This is a genomic window from Phocaeicola paurosaccharolyticus JCM 15092 (assembly GCF_000613805.1).
GTDB classification, from domain to species: domain Bacteria; phylum Bacteroidota; class Bacteroidia; order Bacteroidales; family Bacteroidaceae; genus Phocaeicola; species Phocaeicola paurosaccharolyticus.
Genome location: NZ_BAJR01000004.1, coordinates 1 through 24,196, shown reverse-complemented (window position 1 = coordinate 24,196; position 24,196 = coordinate 1). Strand labels below are relative to the sequence as shown.

Annotated in this window: 14 protein-coding genes and 2 pseudogenes; 8 read left to right on the top strand and 8 right to left on the bottom strand. The window is 36.5% G+C overall.

All coding sequences use genetic code 11. From position 1 onward, the window contains the following. Position 1 precedes the first annotated feature (1 nt). Together ruvC and JCM15092_RS03135 are read right to left on the bottom strand one after the other, a co-directional pair. A complete protein-coding gene (gene ruvC / locus JCM15092_RS03140; protein ID WP_024993384.1) occupies positions 2-571 on the bottom strand; it encodes a crossover junction endodeoxyribonuclease RuvC in 570 nt (189 codons plus the stop codon). After that, a complete protein-coding gene (locus JCM15092_RS03135) occupies positions 568-873 on the bottom strand; it encodes a DUF4286 family protein (protein WP_024993383.1) in 306 nt (101 codons plus the stop codon). Before JCM15092_RS03135 ends, ruvC begins: the two co-directional genes overlap by 4 nt. 324 nt (positions 874-1,197) lie before the next feature. Between JCM15092_RS03135 and JCM15092_RS03130 the strand changes: the two genes are divergently transcribed. The 4 genes and pseudogenes from JCM15092_RS03130 to JCM15092_RS14760 all read left to right on the top strand — a co-directional run bounded on the left by JCM15092_RS03130 (position 1,198) and on the right by JCM15092_RS14760 (position 11,664). Next, complete coding sequence (locus tag JCM15092_RS03130; protein WP_024993382.1) at positions 1,198-3,546, top strand: family 20 glycosylhydrolase; 2,349 nt, start codon at positions 1,198-1,200, stop codon at positions 3,544-3,546. Positions 3,547-3,869: 323 nt separating this feature from the next. Continuing rightward, on the top strand, positions 3,870-5,534 hold the full coding sequence (locus JCM15092_RS03125) for an AMP-binding protein (RefSeq protein WP_024993381.1): 1,665 nt from the start codon (positions 3,870-3,872) through the stop codon (positions 5,532-5,534). Between the two features lie 70 nt (positions 5,535-5,604). Beyond that, on the top strand, positions 5,605-8,814 hold the full coding sequence (locus tag JCM15092_RS03120) for a UvrD-helicase domain-containing protein (RefSeq protein ID WP_024993380.1): 3,210 nt from the start codon (positions 5,605-5,607) through the stop codon (positions 8,812-8,814). 1 nt (position 8,815) lies between these two features. Then, positions 8,816-11,664: pseudogene (locus tag JCM15092_RS14760) on the top strand (PD-(D/E)XK nuclease family protein). Positions 11,665-11,889: 225 nt separating this feature from the next. Here JCM15092_RS14760 and JCM15092_RS03110 read toward each other — a convergent pair. The 6 genes and pseudogenes from JCM15092_RS03110 to dnaB all read right to left on the bottom strand — a co-directional run bounded on the left by JCM15092_RS03110 (position 11,890) and on the right by dnaB (position 19,948). Further along, the gene (locus JCM15092_RS03110) at positions 11,890-13,509 is read right to left on the bottom strand and encodes a family 43 glycosylhydrolase (protein WP_024993379.1); all 1,620 of its coding nucleotides are present in this window, start codon (positions 13,507-13,509) and stop codon (positions 11,890-11,892) included. A gap of 98 nt (positions 13,510-13,607) precedes the next feature. Beyond that, positions 13,608-14,633, bottom strand: coding sequence for an SDR family oxidoreductase (locus tag JCM15092_RS03105; RefSeq protein ID WP_024993378.1), 1,026 nt, complete (start codon positions 14,631-14,633; stop codon positions 13,608-13,610). Between the two features lie 205 nt (positions 14,634-14,838). Continuing rightward, positions 14,839-15,084 (bottom strand): TIGR03905 family TSCPD domain-containing protein, encoded by a 246-nt coding sequence (locus JCM15092_RS03100; protein WP_024993377.1) that lies wholly within the window; start codon positions 15,082-15,084, stop codon positions 14,839-14,841. Continuing rightward, positions 15,084-15,818, bottom strand: a complete 735-nt coding sequence (locus JCM15092_RS03095) for a YebC/PmpR family DNA-binding transcriptional regulator (protein ID WP_024993376.1) — start codon at positions 15,816-15,818, stop codon at positions 15,084-15,086. The genes JCM15092_RS03100 and JCM15092_RS03095 overlap by 1 nt, the downstream gene beginning before the upstream one ends. Positions 15,819-15,845: 27 nt before the next feature. Further along, positions 15,846-18,307, bottom strand: a pseudogene (gene pheT / locus JCM15092_RS14755) (phenylalanine--tRNA ligase subunit beta). 90 nt (positions 18,308-18,397) lie between these two features. Beyond that, complete coding sequence (gene dnaB / locus JCM15092_RS03085; RefSeq protein WP_024993375.1) at positions 18,398-19,948, bottom strand: replicative DNA helicase; 1,551 nt, start codon at positions 19,946-19,948, stop codon at positions 18,398-18,400. Between the two features lie 196 nt (positions 19,949-20,144). On the opposite strand from dnaB, the gene ispE reads away from it, so the two are divergent. The 4 genes from ispE (at position 20,145) to JCM15092_RS03065 (ending at position 23,387) form a co-directional block, all read left to right on the top strand. Next, positions 20,145-20,972 carry a 4-(cytidine 5'-diphospho)-2-C-methyl-D-erythritol kinase gene (gene ispE, locus JCM15092_RS03080; protein ID WP_024993374.1) on the top strand — a complete coding sequence of 276 codons (828 nt, stop codon included), beginning with the start codon at positions 20,145-20,147 and terminating at the stop codon, positions 20,970-20,972. A gap of 90 nt (positions 20,973-21,062) precedes the next feature. After that, positions 21,063-21,497, top strand: a complete 435-nt coding sequence (locus tag JCM15092_RS03075) for a DUF8440 family protein (RefSeq protein ID WP_024993373.1) — start codon at positions 21,063-21,065, stop codon at positions 21,495-21,497. A 228-nt stretch (positions 21,498-21,725) separates the two neighbouring features. Then, on the top strand, positions 21,726-22,373 hold the full coding sequence (locus JCM15092_RS03070) for a DUF47 domain-containing protein (protein ID WP_024993372.1): 648 nt from the start codon (positions 21,726-21,728) through the stop codon (positions 22,371-22,373). Positions 22,374-22,376: 3 nt separating this feature from the next. Next, a complete protein-coding gene (locus JCM15092_RS03065) occupies positions 22,377-23,387 on the top strand; it encodes an inorganic phosphate transporter (protein WP_024993371.1) in 1,011 nt (336 codons plus the stop codon). Positions 23,388-24,196 lie beyond the last annotated feature (809 nt).

Sequence of the window (24,196 nt, the reverse complement as noted above, 5' to 3'; positions counted from 1 at the left end):
TTTATTTCGAAATCTTGCCGGGATTCTTTTTGACGAAGTCTTTCCAATTAGAATAACTCTTATCAGTAGTAGGACGTCCCATCTGAAGATAATGACAATAAGCAGCAGCCAAACCATCTGTTGCATCCATAAATGGGAGAATCTCCTCCTCCGGGATCTTTAGCATTCTTTTCAACATGTCAGCAACCTGCTCCTTGCTGGCCTTGCCGTTGCCGGTTATAGCCATCTTAATCTTCAAAGGAGCATATTCTGTTATTGGTATCTGACGATGTATGGCAGCAGAAATAGCAACTCCCTGAGCTCTGCCTAACTTAAGCATAGACTGTACGTTTTTTCCAAAGAATGGTGCCTCAATAGCCATCTCATCGGGGTGATAGGCATCGATTATTCTAGTTACACCTTCGAGTATCCTTCCCAACTTAAGATATTGGTCTTTATATTTTCTTAGGTCAAGAACCCCCATAGTAATCACCCTAGGCTTGACACCGGTAATCTCGAGCAGACCATACCCCATAATGGTAGTACCTGGATCAATCCCAAGAATAATCTTCTCCTTAACGGGTTTTATCACCTTATAACCTCCATCAATGTCGGGAAACCTACAACTTTATTCTTGAAGACCTTCATCATATCCTCATTAAGTTTCATACCAATTGTTGTGTGCCACTTATGTAATTCAGCTGAACTCTCAACCTCCCACTGCAAAGTGAAACACTCGCTCTCTTCCTCCTTATGACTTAACACCTGACAAAGTCTAGGGTTCTTAAGTCTTCCATCCTCAATTACTGCCGGTATATATGATTCATTTATCCAAATCACAAAATTACGGGCATCATTTATATCAACCTGATAAGTAGTATTATATATAATCATAAACTGTATTTATAAGAACAAAATTACACATTAAAAGATAAGATTCAAATTTCGTAAATAAATAAAGAGCAACAACTAAAATTGTTTTTTAATAATATGTTTATTATTAAATGGATAACTCAATTATAGCTTTCAACATTATCAATCCCCACAAATATATAAAGTGTATACAACAAGTAATCCTACAATACTAAATTATTTTATTATATAAGCACTTGTTAATTAATTATTTTGTGCATATTAATATTATTGTTACATTGCACTGCATTTAAATGCTATGGTAGCATTGGGCTACAAAACTAACCTTTATTATATTAACTCTTTATGAAAAAATTTATTTTGATGGTCTGCGCAACTTTATTACTTAATGTGTTTGGCTCAAAAGCAAGTTCAAGCACATCACAGTTAACAAGTAACAACGACATTAACATTATCCCTAAACCTACTTCCGTCGAGAAACAAAAAGGAAAGTTCAAATTAGTCAACGCTAATTCAATCTATTCTAATACTTCAGAGGGTAAGATTATTGCTGAACTATTTGCTTCTAAGTTACAGGCTTCTACCGGCTATGACTTCAATTTCACAGAGAAAGAAAAAACTGGTAATATTTCTCTTATCATGAATCCCAAATTGATGTACAAAGAGGATCAGTACAAACTTTCTGTTACTCCTAAAGGTGTTTCTGTACTTGCTAAAACTCCTAAAGGTTTGTTCTACGGTATGCAAAGTTTCATGCAGTTACTCCCCCCTCAAGTGGAGAGCAACATTCTACAAACTAATATCGATTGGAGCGCTCCTTGCGTAACAATAAATGATGAACCAAGATTTGGCTATCGTGGAGTTATGCTTGATCCATGCCGCCACTTTATTCCAGTTGAAAATGTAAAGAAACAGCTCGACGTAATGGCACTGTTCAAGATGAATACAATGCATTTCCATCTTACTGATGACCAAGGGTGGAGAATTGAAATTAAGAAATATCCTAAACTAACAGAGATCGGTTCTAGTAGAATTGATGGTGAAGGAACAGAATATAAAGGATATTATACTCAAGAAGAGATTAAAGATATAGTAAAATATGCTTCCGAAAGATTTATAACTGTTATCCCTGAACTTGAGACTCCTGGTCATGAATTAGCTGCAATATCAGCATATCCTCATCTTTCATGTAAAGGTGAAGATACCACTCCTAGAATTATTTGGGGAGTTGAAGATATTGTTATGTGTCCAGGTAAAGAGGATATGTTCACTTTCCTTGAGGATGTAATTAAAGAGATGGTACCTCTATTCCCTGGTACTTACTTCCATATCGGTGGTGACGAGTGTCCTAAGTCAAGTTGGAAGAATTGCGAAAAATGCCAAGCTAGAATAAAAGCTGAGAACCTAACAGCTGACAATAAACATACTGCCGAAGAGAGACTTCAGAGCTATGTTATCGGCAGAATGGAAAATATTCTTGCCAAATATGGTAAGAAGATTATCGGCTGGGATGAAATACTTGAAGGAGGATTAAGTTCAAATGCTACTGTTATGTCTTGGAGAGGTGAACAGGGAGGCATTGAAGCTGCTCTACAAAACCATGATGTTATAATGACTCCAGGAGGTAATGGTATGTATCTTGATACATACCAAGGAGACCGTAATAATGAGCCGGTTGCAATAGGTGGATTCACAACTCTAGAGAAAGTATATAGCTACAATCCGGTGCCTGATACACTTAAGTCAATGAACAAAGAGCATTTCGTAAAGGGTGTTCAATGTAACAACTGGTCAGAGTATATGTACAATACAGATATCATGGAGTACAGAATGTACCCACGACTTCTTGCTGTATCCGAAATAGCATGGACAGACCTTGGCAATAAAGATTATAAGGATTTTGAACGTAGAATAAATGATGCGCAGATACGTCTTGATGGTCATGGTATAAACTACCACATACCTTATCCGGAACAACTTAATGGATCTTGCAACTTTGTTGCATTCACAGACAATGTTGACTTGGAGTTCAAGACAACACGCCCTTACGATATGGTTTACACACTTGATGGAACGGAGCCTAATATAAGATCTGCTAAATATAGTGGCCCAATAAAAATTAGCGAGTCGAAAATCTTAAAGATACGCACTCTCCTACCATCAGGAAAGATGGGACCTACTCGTAATATAACTGTCGAGAAACAGAATTTATCACCTGCATCTCTGGTTAAGACGCAAGGTAATGGTCTTAATATGAAAATGACAATGGGTACTTATTTCAAGAGTAGCGAACTTGACAATGCTAAGGATTGGAAAAAGATGAATATAAAGGAGTTGAAAGAGATCCGTTCACAAGTTGAGTCATCTGAAAGCATGCGTGGGGTAGAACAATACAGTGCTATAGCTACCGGATATATCAACATACCTGAAGATGGAGTATATTACTTCTCATCTGAAAACGAGCAGGTATGGATTGATGGTAAACTTCTTATCAACAATGAAGGTGAAGTTAAACGATTCAGTCGAAAGGACTCATCTATGGCTTTAGCTAAAGGTCTTCATGAGATTAAAGTTATATTTCTCGGACATATAATGGGCGGTTGGCCATCAATGTGGAACGACGGCTCAGTAAAAATAAAAAAAGCTGGTGAGAAAAATTTTGCCTATGTTACAGGAGAACAGCTTTTCTATTAAGCTAAATTAAACACACGCAAATGGCCCACGATCTTTAATTGTCGTGGGCTAAATTTTTATTTTACAACCATAAATCTTATATTATTGAGAAATAAAAATATCATCGTAAACAATAATAACAGACTAAAGAGATTTTTTATTCTCCTTCAGGTGAAGAGATTAGAAATATAAATGTCGGTTACAATAATTCCAATATCACACCAAAGCTATTCGGCTTATAAATAAGCTGGCTTTTCTACTATTATATAGCGTCCTGTTTATAGGACTTTGCACACTTTTTTGTACTTTTGCGCAAATTTATAATTTACTGTGCAAGGTCACATATGAAATCAGAAGTAGGAATAATAAAGCTTATTGAAACAAGCATAAAGAATAATTGGTATTCTAAAGCTTTTACAGACTATAAGGGTGTAACATTTCAATATAAAGATGTAGCGAGAAAGGTTGAAAAGATTCATATTGTATTCGAACAAGTAGGAATTCAAAGAGGAGATAAGATTGCTATCTGTGGGAAAAACAGTGCAAATTGGAGTACTGCATTTTTGGCAATTACTACCTACGGAGCAGTAGCTGTACCTATACTTCATGAATTCAAATCTGACCAAGTACATAACATAGTTAACCATTCGGATGCTAAGATTCTCTTCGTAGGACAGCAGGTTTGGGAAAATCTAAATGAGGAGAGTATGCCATCTCTTATAGGAATATGTAACCTCACAGATTGGACTCTTCCCATATCAAGGAATGAGGAGCTCACAAATGCAGTGGAACACCTTAATGAGTATTTCTGCCACAAATTTCCTTGTCGTTTCCAACCTGAAGATATAAACTATATTGCAGAAAACTCACTGGAAGATTTAGCTATAATAAACTATACGTCAGGCACAACAGGTTTCTCTAAAGGGGTAATGTTACCCTACAGAAGTATCTTGTCGAATGTGATGTTCTGCAATGAGAAAATAGGTCTTAAACCTGGCGACAGAATAGTATCCATGCTCCCTATGGGACATGTATTCGGAATGCTATATGACCTGTTTTATGGCTTTACTTCTGGAGCACATATATGGTTCCTTACAAGAATTCCTTCTCCTAAAATAATTGCAAATTCATTTGCTGAAATCCAGCCGCGAGTGATATCCTGCGTACCATTGATTATCGAGAAGATATTCAAAAACAATATAATACCTCAAGTAGATAATAAGATAGGCAAGTTAATATTTAAGTTACCTGTTATTAGTGACAAAGTTAAGGAGAAGGTAAGAAAGCATGCTTTGGAAGCTTTTGGAGGCAACTTCATCGAGATTCTTATTGGAGGAGCTCCATTTAACTCAGAGATAGAGAGATTCGTAAGATCTATAAATTTCCCATACACAATTGTTTATGGTATGACTGAGTGCGGTCCTACAATATGCCATAGCCATTGGAGTGAAATGCGTTATAAATCGTGTGGTAAAAGTGCTAACGGAATGGAGGTTAAGGTTGATTCGGATGATCCGTACAATGTTCCGGGTGAACTTATCTGTCGCGGTGATAACCTTATGTTAGGATACTATAAGAATGAGGCAGATACCAAAAAAGTCATAGACAATAATGGCTGGCTACACACCGGCGATATGGCTGTGGTTGACAAAGATGGTTTCTTCTATATAAAGGGAAGATGCAAAAATATACTACTCACATCAACAGGACAGAACATCTACCCTGAAGAGATAGAGTCTCTGCTCAACAATATGCCTTATGTGAATGAGTCTGTAATAGTACTTCAGAATAACAAACTTATTGCATTAGTTTTCCCTGACGCAGACGAAGCTCTAAATAACGGACTTAATGAAAAGGATATAGAAAATGCCATAGGCAATAATATTAAGCAGATCAATTCGCAGCTACCATCCTATTCACAGATCTCATCATTCAAATTATTCCCTGAAGAGTTTGAGAAGACTGCCAAGAAAAGTATAAAGCGTTACCTATATCAGAATATTGTATAAATTTATGTTCCTTGATTGATTGTATTCTTCATCTCTTTATGTTTTCTTTGTAATAAGAAATTTATAAGGAATGATTAATAATCCACAACTATTTGTATACAAAGCTTCTGCCGGTTCTGGTAAGACATTTACACTTGCAGTAGAGTACATAAAGCTATTGGTTGCAAATCCGACAGAGTATAGGAATATTCTTGCGGTTACATTCACAAACAAAGCTACAGCTGAGATGAAAGAGAGAATTCTCAGCCAACTCTATGGTATATGGACAGGTGACAAGGAAGCACAGGCATATCTTAATAAGATAAAAGAAGAAACTTCCATAGGAGATGGTGAGATAAGGAAGAGAGCCGGAGAGGCTCTGAACCTTATGATACACGATTATAGTCGATTCCGCGTCGAGACTATAGACTCATTCTTCCAGTCGGTCATGAGAAACATGGCACGCGAACTTGAGCTGGGAGCAAATCTAAACATTGAATTAGAAAACAAATCTGTATTGAGCGATGCCGTCGATTCGATGATGGAGAAGCTGGACAGACACTCACCTGTGCTCTATTGGTTGCTGGATTATATTGAAGAGAAGATTTCTGATGACAAAAGATGGAAGATTGACAAGGAGATAAAGGATTTCGGACTTCATATATTCAATGAGACATTTATTGAAAAGGGGGAAAGCCTACGAAAGAAACTGGAAGATAAAGATTTCATCTCGAAATATAGAAAAGAGCTCACAGACATATTAAATGAAGCTGAGTCCCAGATGAAAGGTTTCCCTGAACAGTTCTTTGGATTGCTTGAAGTCAATGGACTGAGTGATGATGATTTAAAGAGCGGGAAAAAGGGAATATCATCCTATTTCAGAAAGCTTAGCGAAGGTAAGTTCGGTGATGACATAGTCACTGTCACCGTAACCAAATCTTTAGCCGACAGCAATGAGTGGGTAACCAAAACAAATAAAAGAAAAGATGAGATAATATCATTGGTAGAGTCCGAGCTAAGACCTCTTCTCATTGAAGCGGAGAAGTTCAGGAAAAAGAACGCAATGATAATCAACTCATGCAATCTATCATTAAAATATGCCAACAATGTACGTCTGCTATCTTACATCGACAAAGAGGTAAGAGAGGATAATCTGAAAAACAACCGTTTCTTATTGAGTGACACAAATGCGCTTTTACATAATCTGGTAAATAAAGACGATCCATCATTTGTATTCGAAAAACTCGGGACAAACATAAGGCATGTCATGATTGATGAGTTCCAAGATACATCAAGGATGCAGTGGGGTAACTTCCGCCTTCTTCTTCTTGAGGGACTGTCACAAGGTTTTGACAGCCTTATAGTTGGTGATGTTAAACAGTCCATATATAGATGGAGAAATGGAGATTGGGGGATATTAAACAGTCTGAAAAATCATATTGACACTTTCCCTATCACACTCAAGAACCTGGAAACAAACAGGCGAAGTTCCGGAAATATCATAGCTTTCAATAATGCACTCTTCACTGAAGCATGCAGCCAGTTGAACCAACAATATATGGAAGAGACAGGCAGTGAATGCAAACAGATTATGGATGCTTATGAAGATGTCCGTCAGTTGAGTGCCAATAACCCTGACAAGGGTTATGTAAAGATGACTTTCCTATCAAAAAAAGATGATGTTACCTATGAGGATAATACTCTGAGTGAACTGGCTATTCAGGTACAAGAGCTTATTTCATCGGGCATTAATCAAGAAGAGATAGCCATATTGATACGCAAAAACAGAAACATACCGATTATTGCCGACTATTTCGACAAGAATACTCCATATAGGATTATATCTGATGAAGCATTCCGTCTTGATGCCTCACTTGCCGTTTCTCTTATTATTGATGCTATTGAATATCTTGTAGACCCTGATAATTCAGTAGCAAAGGCACAACTTGCTCTCTCATATCAACACGATATATTAAAGAAAGAGATAGCTCCAAACACCATTCTCTTCAGCAATATAGACGACTATCTTCCGAATGAGTTCACCTCTCAGCAAAATAGTCTGAGCATGATGCCTCTCTATGAACTTATAGAGAATATATACTTTCTTTTTAGCCTTGAGAAGATAGAGAAACAGAGTGCTTATTTGTGTTCATTTTTTGATTCAGTGATAAACTATCTTCAGGACAACTCTTCCGACCTTACCTCTTTCCTAACCTATTGGGAGGAGAAATTATCGTCGAAGACTATTCCTTCGGGAGATATGGATGGAATAAGAATCCTATCTATACACAAATCAAAAGGATTGGAATTTCATACTGTACTTATTCCTTTCTGTGACTGGAAGATGGAGAATGAGACGAACAGTAATGTTATATGGTGCGCGCCTAAAGAGAAACCGTTCGATAATCTGGATCTGGTACCTATAAACTACTCGTCGACAATGGGACAATCAATATACAAAGATGACTATATAGAGGAGAAGGTTCAGCTTTGGATTGATAATCTTAACATATTGTACGTTGCTTTCACTCGTGCTAAGAATAATCTTATCATTTGGGGGAACAGTGAACGTAAAGGCACCATATCATATCTTTTAAGCGATATCATGGATAATATTGCTGAGCGTAAAGACAAGATGTTGTCTATCAAGGTATCAGAAGAAGAAAAAGAAGAAGAGAGTACAGATAAGATATTTGAGATTAATGAACTCTTCATTCCAGCTAAGAAGGAATCTATGCTTACCACTAACAGGCTTTTGGAAATTCCAAAACAGATTTCTCTCAACTTAGAGAGTATGGATACCAAGATTGATTTCCAGCAATCTAATAAGTCGGCTGAATTTATTGACGGAAATGAAGAGGGCTTTATACAGCGAGGACAACTTCTTCATAAACTCTTCTCATGTATAGACACCAAAGAGGACATACCTAAGGCTATAGAGCGTATGAGGTTTGAAGGTGTTATCGAGTCGACTGAAGAGGAAGAGAAAATAAAGAAATTCACCTTGTGGGCGATGAAGAATCCGATGGTAGATGAATGGTACTCACCAGTATGGAAACTATATAATGAGTGTACCATAATATATAAAGAGAATGGCGAGACAAAAACAAAAAGACCTGACAGGGTAATGATGAGAAATGATGAAACTATTGTAGTTGACTTCAAATTTGCCTCTCCAAAAGAGACATATGACCAACAGGTAAAGGATTATATGGATTTACTGAAAAGAATGGGATATAGCAATGTCAAAGGATACCTTTGGTATGTTTACAAAAACGAAATTAAAGAGATAAATTATTGATATGGATAGTTTCTTAAAACTTGTAGCAGAGGATCTGTACAACAGAACGCAAGGAAAACTGGACAAAGTAGCTGTAGTTTTCCCAAACAAACGAGCAGGGCTATTCTTCAATGACTATCTTGCTTCTTGTTCCGAATCACCAATATGGTCACCATCATATGTAAGTATAAAGGAGCTTTTCAAGGAACTCAGTGACCTGGAGTTTGGCGACCCCATGAAGTTGGTTTGTGAGCTCTATAAAGTATATATATCTACCACAGGCAGCAATGAGCCTCTTGATGACTTCTACTCTTGGGGTGAAATGCTAATAAGTGACTTTGATGATGTGGACAAGAACCTTGCCGATGCTGAGAGACTGTTCACCAACCTGGAACAGCTGAAAGAGTTCGACAACTTCAGTTTCCTTGAGCCTGAGCAAGAAGAAGCAATAAAGCAATTCTTCACCAATTTCTCCATAGAAAAGAAGACAGCACTTAAAGAGAAGTTTATATCTATATGGAGAGCTATAGGTATGATATACCCCAAATATAGAGAAGAACTTATGAACCAGGGCATAGCATATGAGGGTATGTTATATCGTGATGCCATAGAGAAGATAGATGTTAATGCCATGAACTACGACACATATGTGTTTATTGGTTTCAATGTCCTAAGTAAGGTTGAGCATAGACTATTCACTAAACTGCGTGATGCAGGAAAAGCTATGTTCTACTGGGACTATGACAAGTTCTATATGGAGAATCATAATGAAGCAGGTCTTTTCATAAATAGAAACCTTATCGAGTTCCCTTCAACACTCGACTCTTCACTTTTTGACTCTATGTCAAGCCAAAAGAGATAAGATTCATTGCTGCTCCAACAGAGAATGCACAGGCAAGATATCTGCCTCAGTGGCTTAGAGAGAACAAGACCGAGATTGAGAAGGAGACAGCTGTTGTACTATGTAACGAAGCTCTTCTGCAGCCTGTCATACACTCACTTCCGGAAAGTGTACAACATGTGAATGTTACTATGGGATTTCCAATCTCACAGACACCAATATTCAGTTTCTTAACATCTCTTGTTGAGACGCATGTGGTGGGTTACAACAAGGAAAATGGAAAGTTCTCGTATAAGCAAGTCATAAAGCTACTTAAGCACCCATATACAAGAGAGATATCTGAACAGGCGAGGATAATTGAGAACAGGCTGACAAAAAACAACCGTTTCTATCCTCTTCCAAGTGAGCTGACATTGGACAATTTCCTGACTCTCATCTTCACACCATCCAATGATAATCTTACGATTTGCAAGATGATGAACAGTGCAATATCCGAAATTGCATTGCTGTATAAAAATAGAGGTGATAATAACGATCCGCTGACTCAGCTATATAGAGAATCTCTGTTTCAGGCATACACTATTATTTCAAGATTCAGCACGCTTATCGAGGAGGATAGCCTTAATATAAAGCCTGAGACATTTAGTAAACTGCTCATGCGAGTATTTTCGTCTACAAACATTCCATTCCATGGTGAACCTGCTATTGGTCTTCAGGTGATGGGATTGTTAGAGACAAGAAACCTCGACTTCAAGAACATTGTGATGCTATCTGTCAATGAGGGCAACATTCCAAAAGATGGTGGGAACTCTTCATTTATCCCCTATAACCTCAGAAAAGCTTTCGGACTGACTACGATGGAGCATAAGATGTCTATCTATGCATTTTATTTCTACCGTCTCCTGCAAAGAGCAGAGAAGATAACATTGCTATATAATACAACTGCAGATGGGCTTAACAAAGGAGAATGGAGCCGATTCATGCTACAAATGCTTGTAGACTATGAATATCCTATTGTTAGTGAGAGCCTGGAGACAGAACAATCGCCTATATCGGTAAAACCTATTACCATTAAAAAGAATGCCGAGGTAATGGGCAGACTGTATTGCTCTTACGATAAAGATTCTAATCCAAAAGCACGATTCTCACCATCGGCTTTGAATACATATCTTGACTGTTCGCTTAAATTCTACTTCAAATATGTAGCTAATCTTAATGTTCCCGATGAGGTGAGTTCAGAGATTGACTCAGCTACCTTTGGAAGCATATTTCACAGAGTTGCTGAAAACATATACAATGACCTTACCCAACATAAAAAAGTTATCAATAAAGAGGAGATAGAGAACATCCTTAAGCATGATCTCATTATCCGACAGTATATTGATAATGCATTCAAAGAGCTATTCTTTAATGTGCCAAAAGATGAAAAGCCTGAATATAATGGAATACAGCTGATAAACTCGGAAGTTATTTTCAGGTATATCAAGCAGCTCTTACATCACGATATGGCAGATGCCCCATTCACCTTCATTGGAAGTGAGAAGAGTGTCAACCAAGAGGTAGAAATAAAGACATCGAATGGTGTAATAAAAAGTTCTATTGGCGGTATTATTGACCGTATGGATACTAAAGATGGTACATTAAGAATAGTCGACTATAAGACTGGTGGTGATCCTACAATTCCAAAAGATATTGAATCACTTTTTGTACCCGATAAGAAGCGCTCTGGTTATATTTTCCAGACATCCCTATATGCATATATTATGAGCTGTAAGCAGAACGATAAGGTTGCCCCTGCCCTATTGTATATACACAAGGCAGCTTCGAGTGATTATACTCCTATAATTCAGATGGGTGAGGCATATAAGCCAAAAGAGATAATAGATGATTTCGCAAAGTATGCCGATGAGTTCAGAGAGAGACTTGATGCTCTTCTTGAGGAGATATTCAATGCTGACATTGATTTTTCTCAAACAGAAATAGAAGAGAAGTGCTCTTTCTGTGATTTCAGGAAGCTATGTAGAAGATAGAAAAAATATGATTAACAATAATATTTAATTATTTCTCACTGTTACTAAACAATATTAGTTATTTCATTGTTATACTAATGTGTTTTTCATAGTAATAGATTTAAGATTAAAAAAATTAGTATTTGCTTGTGAAAGCAGATACGATTTGGAACAAAAGCGTTTGTTTTGAAAAAATTGAGGGCATATTCGTCTGAATATGCCCTCATCTTTTATACTTTTCTTATGCTATTTTGCGAAACCAAAAGAGTAAAGATCACATATTGAACTGTTTGGTGTCTGTGATGTAAAGATAAAGAACAGCGGTTTTTTACCCTTAATCTTATCTACACCTTTCAGAACAGTATATTTCTTCTGAAGCATAAGTGGATCACTCTTACTTATTGTGAAACTGCCTAGTTTTATACCTCCTGCCTTCTCTGATGGAGCACCAACTATTATATCCACAACACCATCAATGCCACGTGGCATCAACTCAGCATAGAACTGTAGCTTATTCATACCATCTGCAGTGTCGAAATTAAAATACTTGTATCCTAATGTTGAGCCATTTGTATTGTTGACAACAGGACTGCTTTTAAGCTCTAAATCGGATGGAGCTTTTTTAGGATCACCATTGAAATATGTTGAGAACATATATGAGCCTGAATAGTGTACTACAGGATATTGTTGATAAGCCGGGGTTGGTCCTGTATAATAACAAGCAATAGCTGCAGGATAATTTTTAAGAAGGTTAAGTCCTCCAGTTTCAAAACCTTCAGATGTATATTCACCCTCAGAGATTGTAACTTTACCACCTTTACCCTCTTCGGCTGTTACAGTAATAGGTGCAACCATTGCCTGGCGTCCATATTCATCACAACCTGATTGACGATGATAGAATACCCACCATTTACCATTTATCTCACAAATACTTCCATGGGTATTACCATTAGGAGTAGCTGTTGCAATAGTAGAGCCATCAGGAGCTTTATCACGAGCACGTCCATCGATTATTGTTCCGCCATATTTAAATGGACCAAGAGGATTATCACTATATGCATATGCAAGTGTATAATTAGATCCAGGAAGTCCAAACTCACCTTCTTTAGTCCATCTGCTGTAGATAAATACATATTTATCCTTTATCTTTCTGATTGATGATGCCTCAAAGAAACTAAAATCACCTTTCTGATTACGTGCAGAGATCATATTCTCAACAATTTTTGTCCCCGGTTTAACAGTTGCCATTGTGCTTGGATCAAACTCCGCTCCAAAAGATTTTTCAAATCCCCAATAACCATATACTCGACCATCATTATCAACAAACACCGCAGGATCAAATCTTAAAACGCCATCAGTAAGTTTAGGATTCTTTTTATCCCAATTACTAACCTTGAAAGGTCCGTCAGGACGATCTGATTTTGCAACCATTCCATTTCTTCCACCGCTTTGGTTGTTTGGATATAACCAATAGGTCTTCTTATTATTCTTATCCACAGTCATTGTAACATCCGGAGCATAAAGAATATCATTTACTCCACCTACATTTAGTAGAGATCCATCTGCACCATTCTTTGACTCGAATATTACTCCATCGTATCTCCAACTGTTCAGATCATCAACCGGAGCAGACCAAACCACCTGTTCACGTCCGCAATATTCTGTAATCATAGAGTCGTGTGAACCATAGATATAGACTCTGTATTTACCAGGGTTATCAGGATCTTCAAACACATAAGGTTCTCCATCAGGGATATGTTCCCACAATGGTAAAATAGGATTTATTGCATATGCCCAGGAGGTAAATAGCATAAATATAACTGTACTCAAAACACGAGTAGAAAACTTGAAAAAATTGTTTTTCATTATTGTATTTTATTATGGTTTACTGAATTAATGTTTATACATATGATACGAAAGTTCACGAAATATTTACTCACTCCATTTTGTATTATGAGAAAAAGCTACAACTCTCTGAAGCAGTTGTCGGCTGCTTCTATGGCAGATATAATTTTATCACACCATAGGTCAAACTCTTTATCTTCTATCTGGGTTTCAGGATGAGCAAGCATATATTCAACAGATTGCCTTATACCCTCACTCATAGATACTTTACATAGAAAATCGGGAACCACTCTTTTTATTTTGCTATTATCAAAGACAACTGTGTTTGATTTATCTCCCAAAAGTTCACCTCTAAAATCATAATTGTCACTATGATTTGCAAGGAAATCAGAAGAGACATGTAATACTTTAAGAGGCAAATTCAATGTTTCAGAGATAGTCTGATAAATTTGATTCCATGTCATAGATTCATCACTTGTGATATTAAATACTTCTCCTTTTGCATGAAGATTAAGCATAAGGCCAACAAAAGCTTTAGCAAAATCTTTTGAGTGAGTCAATGTCCAAAGGGATGTTCCATCACCAGGAATAATGACCTTTTTCCCCTCTATAATACGTTTAAGGGTCTGCCAGGAACCATTAGCCCCATGAATAGCAACTACTGCCCTTTTACCATTATATGTATGACTTGGCCTTACTATTGTTACAGGGAAATTATTATTTCTATACTCATTCATCAAAACCTCTTCAGCTGCAATTTTATTTCTTGAGTAACTCCAATGTGGATTAAATAGGGTTGTACTCTCCCTGATCACATAATCAGAGAGTGGCTTTTGATATGCCGATGCGCTACTAATATAAATATACTGCTTAGTCTTACCTGAAAAGAGTCGAATATCTCGCCTTACATCATCAGCAGTAAAGCCTATAAATTGAGCAACTACATCAAACTCACGGCCTTTAAGAAGTTCACTGACTCTCTCTTCATCGTGTATATCTGCTGTAATTAATTCCATTCCCTCTACTTGAGAAGCTGAGGAGCTTATACCTCTATTGAGTAAAGTAACTTCGTACCCCTTCTCTTTTGCTAAAATTACAACTTCCGAACTGATAGTACCAGTTCCACCAATAAATAGTATTTTCATTATATTAGTATGTTAGATAAAAAAGATTAAGACAAATATAAATAAGAATTGCCAAATAAGGTTCAAATAGACCAAACTGTTTTTAGATATGTAAATTATTATATTGGTTGTTCATTATAATAAAAATGGTCCTTTAGATAGAAACGAAAAAGAGAAGATAGATATAATCTACCTTCTCTTCCCTATTTTATAAATCTTCCTCGACTTATTTGTTGAATTCCCGCAATGCCTTGCATAACTGATCAGGACAAGATGTTGAACGAGTCCCGCACTTTATTCCTTCAAGACGTGCAATAACATCATCAACTTTCATACCTTTTACAAGGCGGCTTAATCCTTGAAGATTTCCATTGCATCCTCCCCAGAAATAGACGCTTTTAATTATATCGTCCTCTATCTCCAATTCAATAACACTGCTGCAAGTTCCTCGAGTCTTATATGTAAAATTCATTACTCTTCTGTATCTTCTGCCGGACGCATATTTGAATATACATTCTGAACATCTTCATCATCCTCAAGTTTATCAATCATCTTCTCGAGTGTTGCTCTCTGTTCATCGGTAACATCTTTAAGATCATTTGGTATTCTTGTAAACTCTGAACCTGTAACATCAAATCCATTGTCTTCAAGATACTTCTGAATCTGTGCGAAAGATTTTGGATCACCGTAAATAGTGATTTCATTTTCATCTTCATCGTACTCATCTTCTACTCCGTAGTCAATAAGTTCAAGGATAAGATCATCCATCTCCAAACCATCTTTCTTATTGAAAGTGAACATTGATTTCCATGTAAAGATGAAGTCAAGGCTACCTGATGTTCCAAGGTTTCCACCAAACTTGTTGAATACGCTACGTACATTAGCAACAGTACGAGTTGTATTATCAGTGGCTGTCTCTACGAAAATAGCAACTCCGTGAGGGCCGTATCCTTCGTAGTTCATCTCCTTATATTCGCTCTGGTCTTTACCCATAGCGTTCTTGATAGCACGTTCTACATTGTCTTTAGGCATGTTCTCACGCTTTGCATTAGCGATAACAGCGCGAAGTGCTGGGTTATTTTCTGGTTCAGGTCCGCCTGATTTTACAGCTATAGCGATCTGTTTACCTATTCTAGTGAATGTACGGGCCATATTGCCCCATCTTTTAAGCTTTGTAGCTTTTCTATATTCAAATGCTCTTCCCATAGGAATGATATATTTATTTATTAACTATTATCTTAATTTAGCATCAAGCTTTTTCTGAAGATTTGTGATAAGCTTAGACATTATATTATCAATCTGTTTGTCGTTGAGTGTTGAATTTTCATCTTGTAAAATGAAACATACAGCATAGCTCTTCTTTCCTGCTTCAAGGTTTTTTCCTTCATAAACATCGAACAGTTCTACGCTCTTAAGGAACTTCCTTTCTGATTCGTATGCTATCTTCTCGATATCTGCGAACTGTACACTCTTATCTATAAGCAACGCAAGGTCACGACGTACAGCAGGGAATTTAGACAATTCTTTGAAGGTTACCTCTGTCTTCTTGGTAGCTTTCATAAGTTCATTCCAGTTAATCTCAGCATAATATACAGGATTATCAAGATCAAAGGCTTTCTGAACCTTCTTTGTAATAATACCATATGTAGCGATAACCTTTCCACCACGTGTCATAACCTTAACACCTACTGAATAGATATCATTAGAGAAATTCTCCAATACTACATTTCCTATGCTAAGACCCAAACGAGCCATTATGTTGAAAAGGTATGCCTTTAGTTCATAGATTGAGCTATCTTCATCAGTATGAGCCCATGAGTTAGATACTCTCTTTCCTGTAACCCAAAGAGAAAGGTGATACTCTTCTGAATAAGCGCCAAGTATCTTTTCAGGATTCTTTCTTTCAGCATTGAAGAAGTATGTATTACCAAATTCGAAGAATTTCAATTCAGCATTCTTACGCTTTGCATTATGATCTATGCTCTCCAAGCCACCAAAAAGTAGTGTCTGTCTCATCACATTAAGATCGTTGCTCAATGGATTCATGAGACGAACCAAATTCTCTGATTTGAAAGTTTCAAGATTATCATAATATGCAGAAGCTGTAAGTGAGTTGTTCAAGATTTCATTGAATCCGCAACCTACCAACTGCTCAGAAATGATATTCTGCAATTTCTGTGAGTGATCAACAGGACCTTTTGTAGTAAGGCTTGATTTTAGTGTTGTAGGAATCTCAATATTGTTGTATCCATAGATACGAAGGATATCTTCCACAACATCACACTCTCTTTGAACATCAACACGATATGCAGGAACACTAAGTTTCATTCCTTCAGCATTCTCTTCAACAATCTCCATCTCAAGGCTCTTTACAATACTCTTGATTGTATCATGAGATATCTCCTTACCTATGAGAGCAGTTGCCTTAGCAAAGTTGAAGTCAACTAAGAAGTTCTCTATTTTATTTGGATAAACATCTTTAATTTCAGAAGCAATAGTACCGCCAGCCAACTCTTTTACAAGTAGAGCAGCCTCTTTAAGAGCATATATTGTTCCGTTTGGATCAATACCTCTTTCGAAACGGAATGATGAGTCTGTACTAAGACCATTACGACGAGCAGTCTTACGTACCATGTAGGGTTGAAATATGCACTTTCGATAAATACGTCTACGGTATTATCTGTTGTACCGGAATCCAATCCTCCGAAAACACCAGCGATACACATAGGCTCTTCAGCATTACATATCATAAGGTCTTTGTCTGAAAGAGTTCTCTCAACCTCATCCAAAGTTGTAAACTTTGTTCCTTCGTTTACTGTCTTAACAACAATCTTTTCTCCTTTGATTTTGTCTGCATCAAAGCAATGAAGTGGTTGTCCGTAAGCATGAAGTATGTAGTTAGTAATATCAACAATATTGTTTATTGGACGTAAGCCAATAAGTCTGAGTTTATTCTGTAACCATTCAGGACTCTCCTTAACAGTAACTCCCTTGATAGCAACACCGGCATATCGTGGGCAAGCTTCACTGTTCTGAACTTCAATATTGATATCCAAATCATGGTTATCCACCTTGAAATCCTCAACAGAAGGACGTTTAAGTGTAGCCTCATATCCATTCTGAACAAGGTAAGCATATAAGTCACGAGCTACACCATAGTGTGAGCACGCGTCAGCTCTGTTTGGTGTGATATCCACCTCCAGAACATATTCACTCTGAATATTATAGTAATCTTTTGCAGGAGTACCTGGTACAGCATCAGCTGGAAGTACAATAATTCCTTCATGGCTTGTACCAATACCTATCTCATCTTCGGCACATATCATACCGATAGATTCAATTCCACGAAGTTTTGATTTTTTTATTGTAAAACATTCATCGCCATCATATAGCTTGGTTCCTAATGTTGCAACAACAACCTTCTGACCTGCTGCTACGTTACTTGCTCCACAAACAATCTGAACAGGATCGCCTGTACCGATATTTACAGTTGTAACATGCATATGATCTGAATTAGGATGAGGCTCACATGTCAATACTTCACCTATTACAATACCTTCAAGACCACCTTTTATTGTCTGGACTTCTTCAACGCCTCCGGTCTCAAGACCGATTGATGTCAATGCATCTGCTACTTCATCAGGTGTAAGATTGAAATTGACGTACTCTTTAAGCCAATTATAAGATATATTCATATATGTTATATTTTATGTATTTTCAAAAGACTTGCAAAGTTAATAAGAATTTTTGTTTTAATATCTGATAGTTTGCTTTTTTATCAATTATCAAAAAGGCACATTATCATTAGGTATAGGGCCTGCGAAAGGATTGTCGCTACTCATAGGTTCAACAGGTGGAGGTGGTACACTACTACGTTTATTTATTTTAGAGCGTATCACCCCAGGTTCTTCACCAGGTAGTGGAACGATAATTTCATCATCCGGGTTCTGGAAACGAGCATATTCTGAGCGGAATCTCAATAATATATCTCCTACTGCACCATTACGATGTTTTGCTATTATTATCTCAGCCATACCATGAAGGTCATTTCCCTTTTCATCCTGGAATATCTTATAATATTCAGGACGGTGAATGAAGCATACCATATCGGCATCCTGCTCAATGGCTCCAGACTCACGGAGGTCACTAAGCTGAGGGCGTTTTCCATCAATACCCTCACGGCTTTCTACACCACGGTTCAACTGTGAAAGTGCTATAATTGGAATGTTAAGCTCTTTTGCTAAACCTTTAAGAGATCGTGATATTGTACTTACCTCCTCTTGTCGGCTACCAAATGACATACCACTTGCATTCATAAGCTGAAGGTAGTCGATAATTATTATCCTTACTCCATGCTCACGCACTAGTCGTCTTGCCTTAGTTCTCAATTCGAACACGGACAGAGATGGTGTATCATCAACAAACAGAGGAGCATCATAAAGTTCTTTGATTTTATAATCCAACTGTCCCCATTCATATGGAGCAAGCTGACCACTTTTAATCTTCTCACCAGGAATTTCGCAGACGTTCACAATAAGACGGTTGACAAGTTGGACGTTACTCATTTCAAGAGAGAACAATGCAACAGGTACCTTATCGTTTACAGCAATATTCTTGGCCATAGAGAGAACGAAGGCAGTCTTACCCATAGCCGGACGAGCAGCAATAATTACAAGATCGGAGTTTTGCCATCCTGATGTCATCTTATCAAGTCCTGCGAATCCACTCTGAAGGCCACTCAATCCGTCAGATCTGGCAGCTGCTTTTTGTAACATCTCGTAAGCTTCCTGAATAACGGGATTAATCTGAGTGTAATCCTTCTTCATATTCTGTTGAGAAATCTCAAAAAGCTTACCTTCTGCCTCCTGCATCAAATCATCTACATCCTGTGTCTCATCGAAAGCTTTAGTCTGTATTGAACTTGAGAAAGAGATAAGTTCTCGAGCAAGATATTTCTGCGCAATGATTCTAGCATGATATTCAACGTGAGCAGATGATGCAACCTTACCACTTAACTGTGTAATATAAAAAGCGCCACCTGCCTGCTCCAAATCTCCTGTGCTTTTAAGTTGCTCGGCAACAGTAAGAATATCTATTGGCTTTTGCTGTAGAGCAAGAGTTGTGATGGCTTGGTATATAAGTTGATGACTATGTTCATAGAATGACTCCGGACGCAAGATTTCACTCACTTGTGAATATGCATCCCTCTCAATCATCAACGCTCCTAAAACTGCAGCTTCAAGCTCCGGGGCTTGTGGCTGCAAGTGTCCATACTCGTCAACAGGTCTTGCCTTTGCAGGCTTAATTGCACGAGTCGTTTTTCTTTGTTCTGCCATCTTTGTCTTTAATTAATCTATTACAAAGATATGCTTTTTTACCTTCTTCTATAATAACTGTAAAAGAAAATAGAAACATTATTATCAATTTTCATAAAGTATGAACAAACCAATAAAACAGATAGGAGTTCTATAAAAAATGGAATCTTTGATTTATATTTGAACACTCAAAACATAATTTTTTAAAACACTTACAATGATAACATTCCCAAATGCAAAGATTAACTTAGGTCTTAATGTCATTGAAAAACGTAAAGACGGATATCATAATCTCGAGACTATATTTTATCCTATAAACTTGCAGGATGCACTTGAGGTTACTGTAGCCAAAGAAGAAGAGCAACCATATATTTTTACTAATAGTGGCAATGTTATAGATGGAAATATTGAGGATAACCTTATAATAAAAGCATATAATATTGTTAAGGAGCACTACCCTTCTATACCACCATTGAGAATAAAGATCTTTAAACATATACCATCAGGCGCAGGTCTTGGAGGTGGATCCAGTGATGCTGCTTTCATGATTAAGTTGCTGAACAAAAAATTCTCATTAAACATGAGTGATGAAGAGATGGAAAATCATGTATCAAGATTAGGGGCTGACTGTGCCTTTTTCATTAAGAACAAGCCGGTTTTTGCAACAGGCATAGGTAACATTTTTGAAGAGATAGATTTTAGCCTTAAAGGTTATTATATGCTGCTTCTAAAACCTGAAACATTTGTTTCGACTAAAGAGGCATATGCAAATATACGACCAAGGAAAAGAGATGTTTCCTTGAAAGAACTTATAAAGGAGCCTATAGAGAATTGGAGAAATTGCATAGAGAACGATTTCGAGAATGGTGTATTCTTAAATCATCCTGAAATTTCGGATATAAAAAACAAACTTTATGATATTGGTGCCAAATATGCATCAATGAGCGGTTCAGGTTCTGCTGTTTATGGGATCTTCGATAAACAAATAGAAAAAGCAGATGAAATTTTCGTCGATTGTTTCTGCCGTCTTAGAGAGTTCGAGTAAGAACTAAAGCAAAAAAAATCATATTTAATTTTTGTTAATTATTCGTTTTGAGTACTAACATGAGCGAATTAATTCTAATTTTGCGCTGAAATGAGAAGACTAGTATACTACTTTCTATTCGGCGCAATTCTTTTTGCTGCAATACAGTTGATTCAAAAAGATATGACTCTACCACAAGAAAAAAGAGTGATAGAGTATGAAACTATAACACAAGATCAAGATATAGTAGAATCCTTCTCAAACTTCTCTTCCAATAATTTACACCAAAGTCCTGACAACTACCTTGATTTTAACAAAGAGTGTATACAGGATAATACCTTTTCTTTAATTAGTCAGAGTGTACGTACCCAATCAACTCCATCAAAGAGTTTCAAGGTTAGTATCAGTTATAAGACTATTAAAGCTATGAGCTCGTTTCTTTGCGTTAACGAGCAGAGAGAATGTGTAAATTCCATAATCTCCAATAACTTCTCTAAATATACCTCTGGGTACTATCTATACTCATTATCTAGAATAGTTATTTAGGTAAAGCACTTTTTTGACGTTGCGAAACAGTATGAATGATGTTAAAGCAGACTACATACTGATGAGATATCAGGAAAGATACGTCTACATGCTTTTTCATTATTTCGGAAAGGTGCTCTTCAGTTTTGTTCTCTATTTATGTGTGTGTTTAATTTAGTTTATGAGCACCTTTTCTTTTTATTATCTTTGAATGATTTAATAAATAATATATTTACAAAATTTACAAACATGAAAAATTCATTTCTCAGTCGTTTTGCTCCTAAAGAGCCAAAGTTTTTTCCGATGTTTACCCAAATGGCCGAAGTAGTTGTTGTTGCATCCGACTTACTAATTGAATGTATTAAGTGTAATAATGAAGAAGAGAGAGTTTCTCATTACAAAAAGATCAAAGAACAGGAACGTATAGGTGATCAGATTAACAGGACTATTTTTGAAGAATTAAGCAAGTCATTCATAACCCCATTCGACAGAGAGGATATACACAATTTAACCTCAACAATAGACAATGTCATTGATAGGATTAATAGCTCTGCAAAGAAAATAGCTATCTACAATCCAAGACCTATCTGTCAAAAAGGTATTGAATTAGGAGAACTTATTAATAAAGATGCTTTATTAATAAAGAAGGCAATGGAAGATTTTGAGCTTATCAGAAAAAATCCTAAGAAACTTATTGGTTACTACACTCAGTTACACGATATAGAGAATCTTGCTGATGATGTATACGAGAGTTTCATTATAAATCTCTTCAAAAATGAAACAGATAGTATAGAGTTAGTTAAAATAAAAGAGATCATGAATGAACTTGAAAAGACTACTGACGAAGCAGAACAAGTAGGCAAAGCTATTAAAACTATCATAATAAAATATGCCTAATATATGGAACTACTAATTCTGATTATTGTCTTAGGTCTTGTTTTCGATTACATCAATGGATTTCACGATGCAGCAAACTCAATTGCTACTATCGTATCTACAAAGGTGTTGTCACCTATTCAAGCCGTTATTTGGGCTGCATGTTTTAATTTTATTGCATATTTCATCGCAAAATATGTCATAGGCGAGTTCGGTATCGCCAATACAGTTTCTAAAACTGTTTATGAAGAATATATTACCTTACCTATAATTCTTTCAGGTCTCATTGCTGCTATCATTTGGAGTCTTTTCACTTGGTGGAGAGGTATACCATCATCATCATCTCATACCCTTATTGGAGGTTTTGCCGGAGCTGCAATTTTAGCAAATGGTTTAGGAGCTATCCATACTTCTATCATTTTGAAAATTATTGCTTTCATAGTACTTGCTCCATTGATAGGTATGGTTATAGCTTTTTTTATAACCCTCTCTGTCTTATATGGATGCAGAAAAGTTAAACCTCAGAAGGCTGAAAATTGGTTTAAACATCTACAGCTACTATCATCTGCCCTATTTAGTATAGGGCATGGTCTAAATGACTCACAGAAAGTTATCGGTATTCTTGCCGCTGCAATGATAGCTGCTCATCCTTTAGGCATAGGCATGGGTATAGAGAGTATAAATGATTTACCAAACTGGGTTGCCTTTTCATGCTTTACGATGATATCTCTTGGAACAGTTTCTGGAGGATGGAGAATTATCAAAACAATGGGTACAAAAATTACTAAGGTAAGCCCAATGGAAGGTATGGTTGCAGAAACAGCAGGTGCTCTTACACTATATCTTACAGAAATACTTAAAGTTCCTGTTAGTACTACTCATACTATAACAGGTGCAATTATTGGTGTTGGCGCAACAAAAAGACTATCAGCTGTAAGATGGGGAGTAACTTTGAAACTTATGGTTGCATGGATTATTACTATTCCTATAAGCGCACTGATTGCTGCAATAATCTATTTTGTCATAACTCTTTAAGTATGTGATTTGTTTTTAATTTCACCACCTAATAATTTTTGAGAGCGTTTTTAAGGGATTTCAAGATATATTCCAAAAACAAATCGATTATAAAAACAATTTACAACTCTTTTCGGGATAATACAAAGAGTAAAAAAGAGAAATCTCCACTAAAGTGGTGAAGCTACAAAATCAACAAACATATTTTTTCACACTGTGAGACTAACATTTCACAGTGTGAAATACAAAAAGAAATGTTATATAAGACAATTGTTGTTTGTATATAGCTAATATTCCTTATAGCAATAAACGGCTCAGTTACTATTCTAGGGGATTTTACAAATTAAGCATACAGTTTAGTAACCCTGGATAAGGAAAACTTTGCATCATCAACTTCTCTAAATGTAGGCCTTCAAGATTTTAGCTTTGCATTAAATGATTCATCACCTGCATTGCTCAGTCCATGCATCTGTTTATGTACATGAAAATGGTCTATTATCTGTGTCGTAAAATCTGTCATGATCGGTTGACCAACGAATCATGATCGGTTGATTAATGAATCATGATCGGTTGAACAGTTTATCATGATTTGTTTTTCAGAAAAATGGAAATAATTGATCCTCTCTTTTCTTTGCACGAAACAAAGATAATTTTATTAATCAAGAATAAATATAATTTGTTAAATCCCCAAAGTTGCGGAGTGAACCCTAAATATTCCTTATATCAAAACTTTTCTCCTATTTATAATATAATCATTAAGTCCTTTGTATAAATGAATTTAGAACAATTCTATATCATTAACTTGATTGAACACATTACAATAATATGAA

What these genes read in the sequence shown, in the direction of transcription:
- JCM15092_RS03120 (WP_024993380.1), top strand. Translation starts at nt 5,605, where the DNA reads ATGATTAATAATCCACAACTATTTGTATACAAAGCTTCTGCCGGTTCT.
- JCM15092_RS03065 (WP_024993371.1), top strand. Translation starts at nt 22,377, where the DNA reads ATGGAACTACTAATTCTGATTATTGTCTTAGGTCTTGTTTTCGATTAC.
- ispE (WP_024993374.1), top strand. Translation starts at nt 20,145, where the DNA reads ATGATAACATTCCCAAATGCAAAGATTAACTTAGGTCTTAATGTCATT.
- JCM15092_RS03070 (WP_024993372.1), top strand. Translation starts at nt 21,726, where the DNA reads ATGAAAAATTCATTTCTCAGTCGTTTTGCTCCTAAAGAGCCAAAGTTT.
- JCM15092_RS03075 (WP_024993373.1), top strand. Translation starts at nt 21,063, where the DNA reads ATGAGAAGACTAGTATACTACTTTCTATTCGGCGCAATTCTTTTTGCT.
- JCM15092_RS03135 (WP_024993383.1), bottom strand. Translation starts at nt 873, where the DNA reads ATGATTATATATAATACTACTTATCAGGTTGATATAAATGATGCCCGT.
- JCM15092_RS03105 (WP_024993378.1), bottom strand. Translation starts at nt 14,633, where the DNA reads ATGAAAATACTATTTATTGGTGGAACTGGTACTATCAGTTCGGAAGTT.
- JCM15092_RS03130 (WP_024993382.1), top strand. Translation starts at nt 1,198, where the DNA reads ATGAAAAAATTTATTTTGATGGTCTGCGCAACTTTATTACTTAATGTG.
- JCM15092_RS03125 (WP_024993381.1), top strand. Translation starts at nt 3,870, where the DNA reads ATGAAATCAGAAGTAGGAATAATAAAGCTTATTGAAACAAGCATAAAG.
- dnaB (WP_024993375.1), bottom strand. Translation starts at nt 19,948, where the DNA reads ATGGCAGAACAAAGAAAAACGACTCGTGCAATTAAGCCTGCAAAGGCA.
- JCM15092_RS03110 (WP_024993379.1), bottom strand. Translation starts at nt 13,509, where the DNA reads ATGAAAAACAATTTTTTCAAGTTTTCTACTCGTGTTTTGAGTACAGTT.
- JCM15092_RS03095 (WP_024993376.1), bottom strand. Translation starts at nt 15,818, where the DNA reads ATGGGAAGAGCATTTGAATATAGAAAAGCTACAAAGCTTAAAAGATGG.
- JCM15092_RS03100 (WP_024993377.1), bottom strand. Translation starts at nt 15,084, where the DNA reads ATGAATTTTACATATAAGACTCGAGGAACTTGCAGCAGTGTTATTGAA.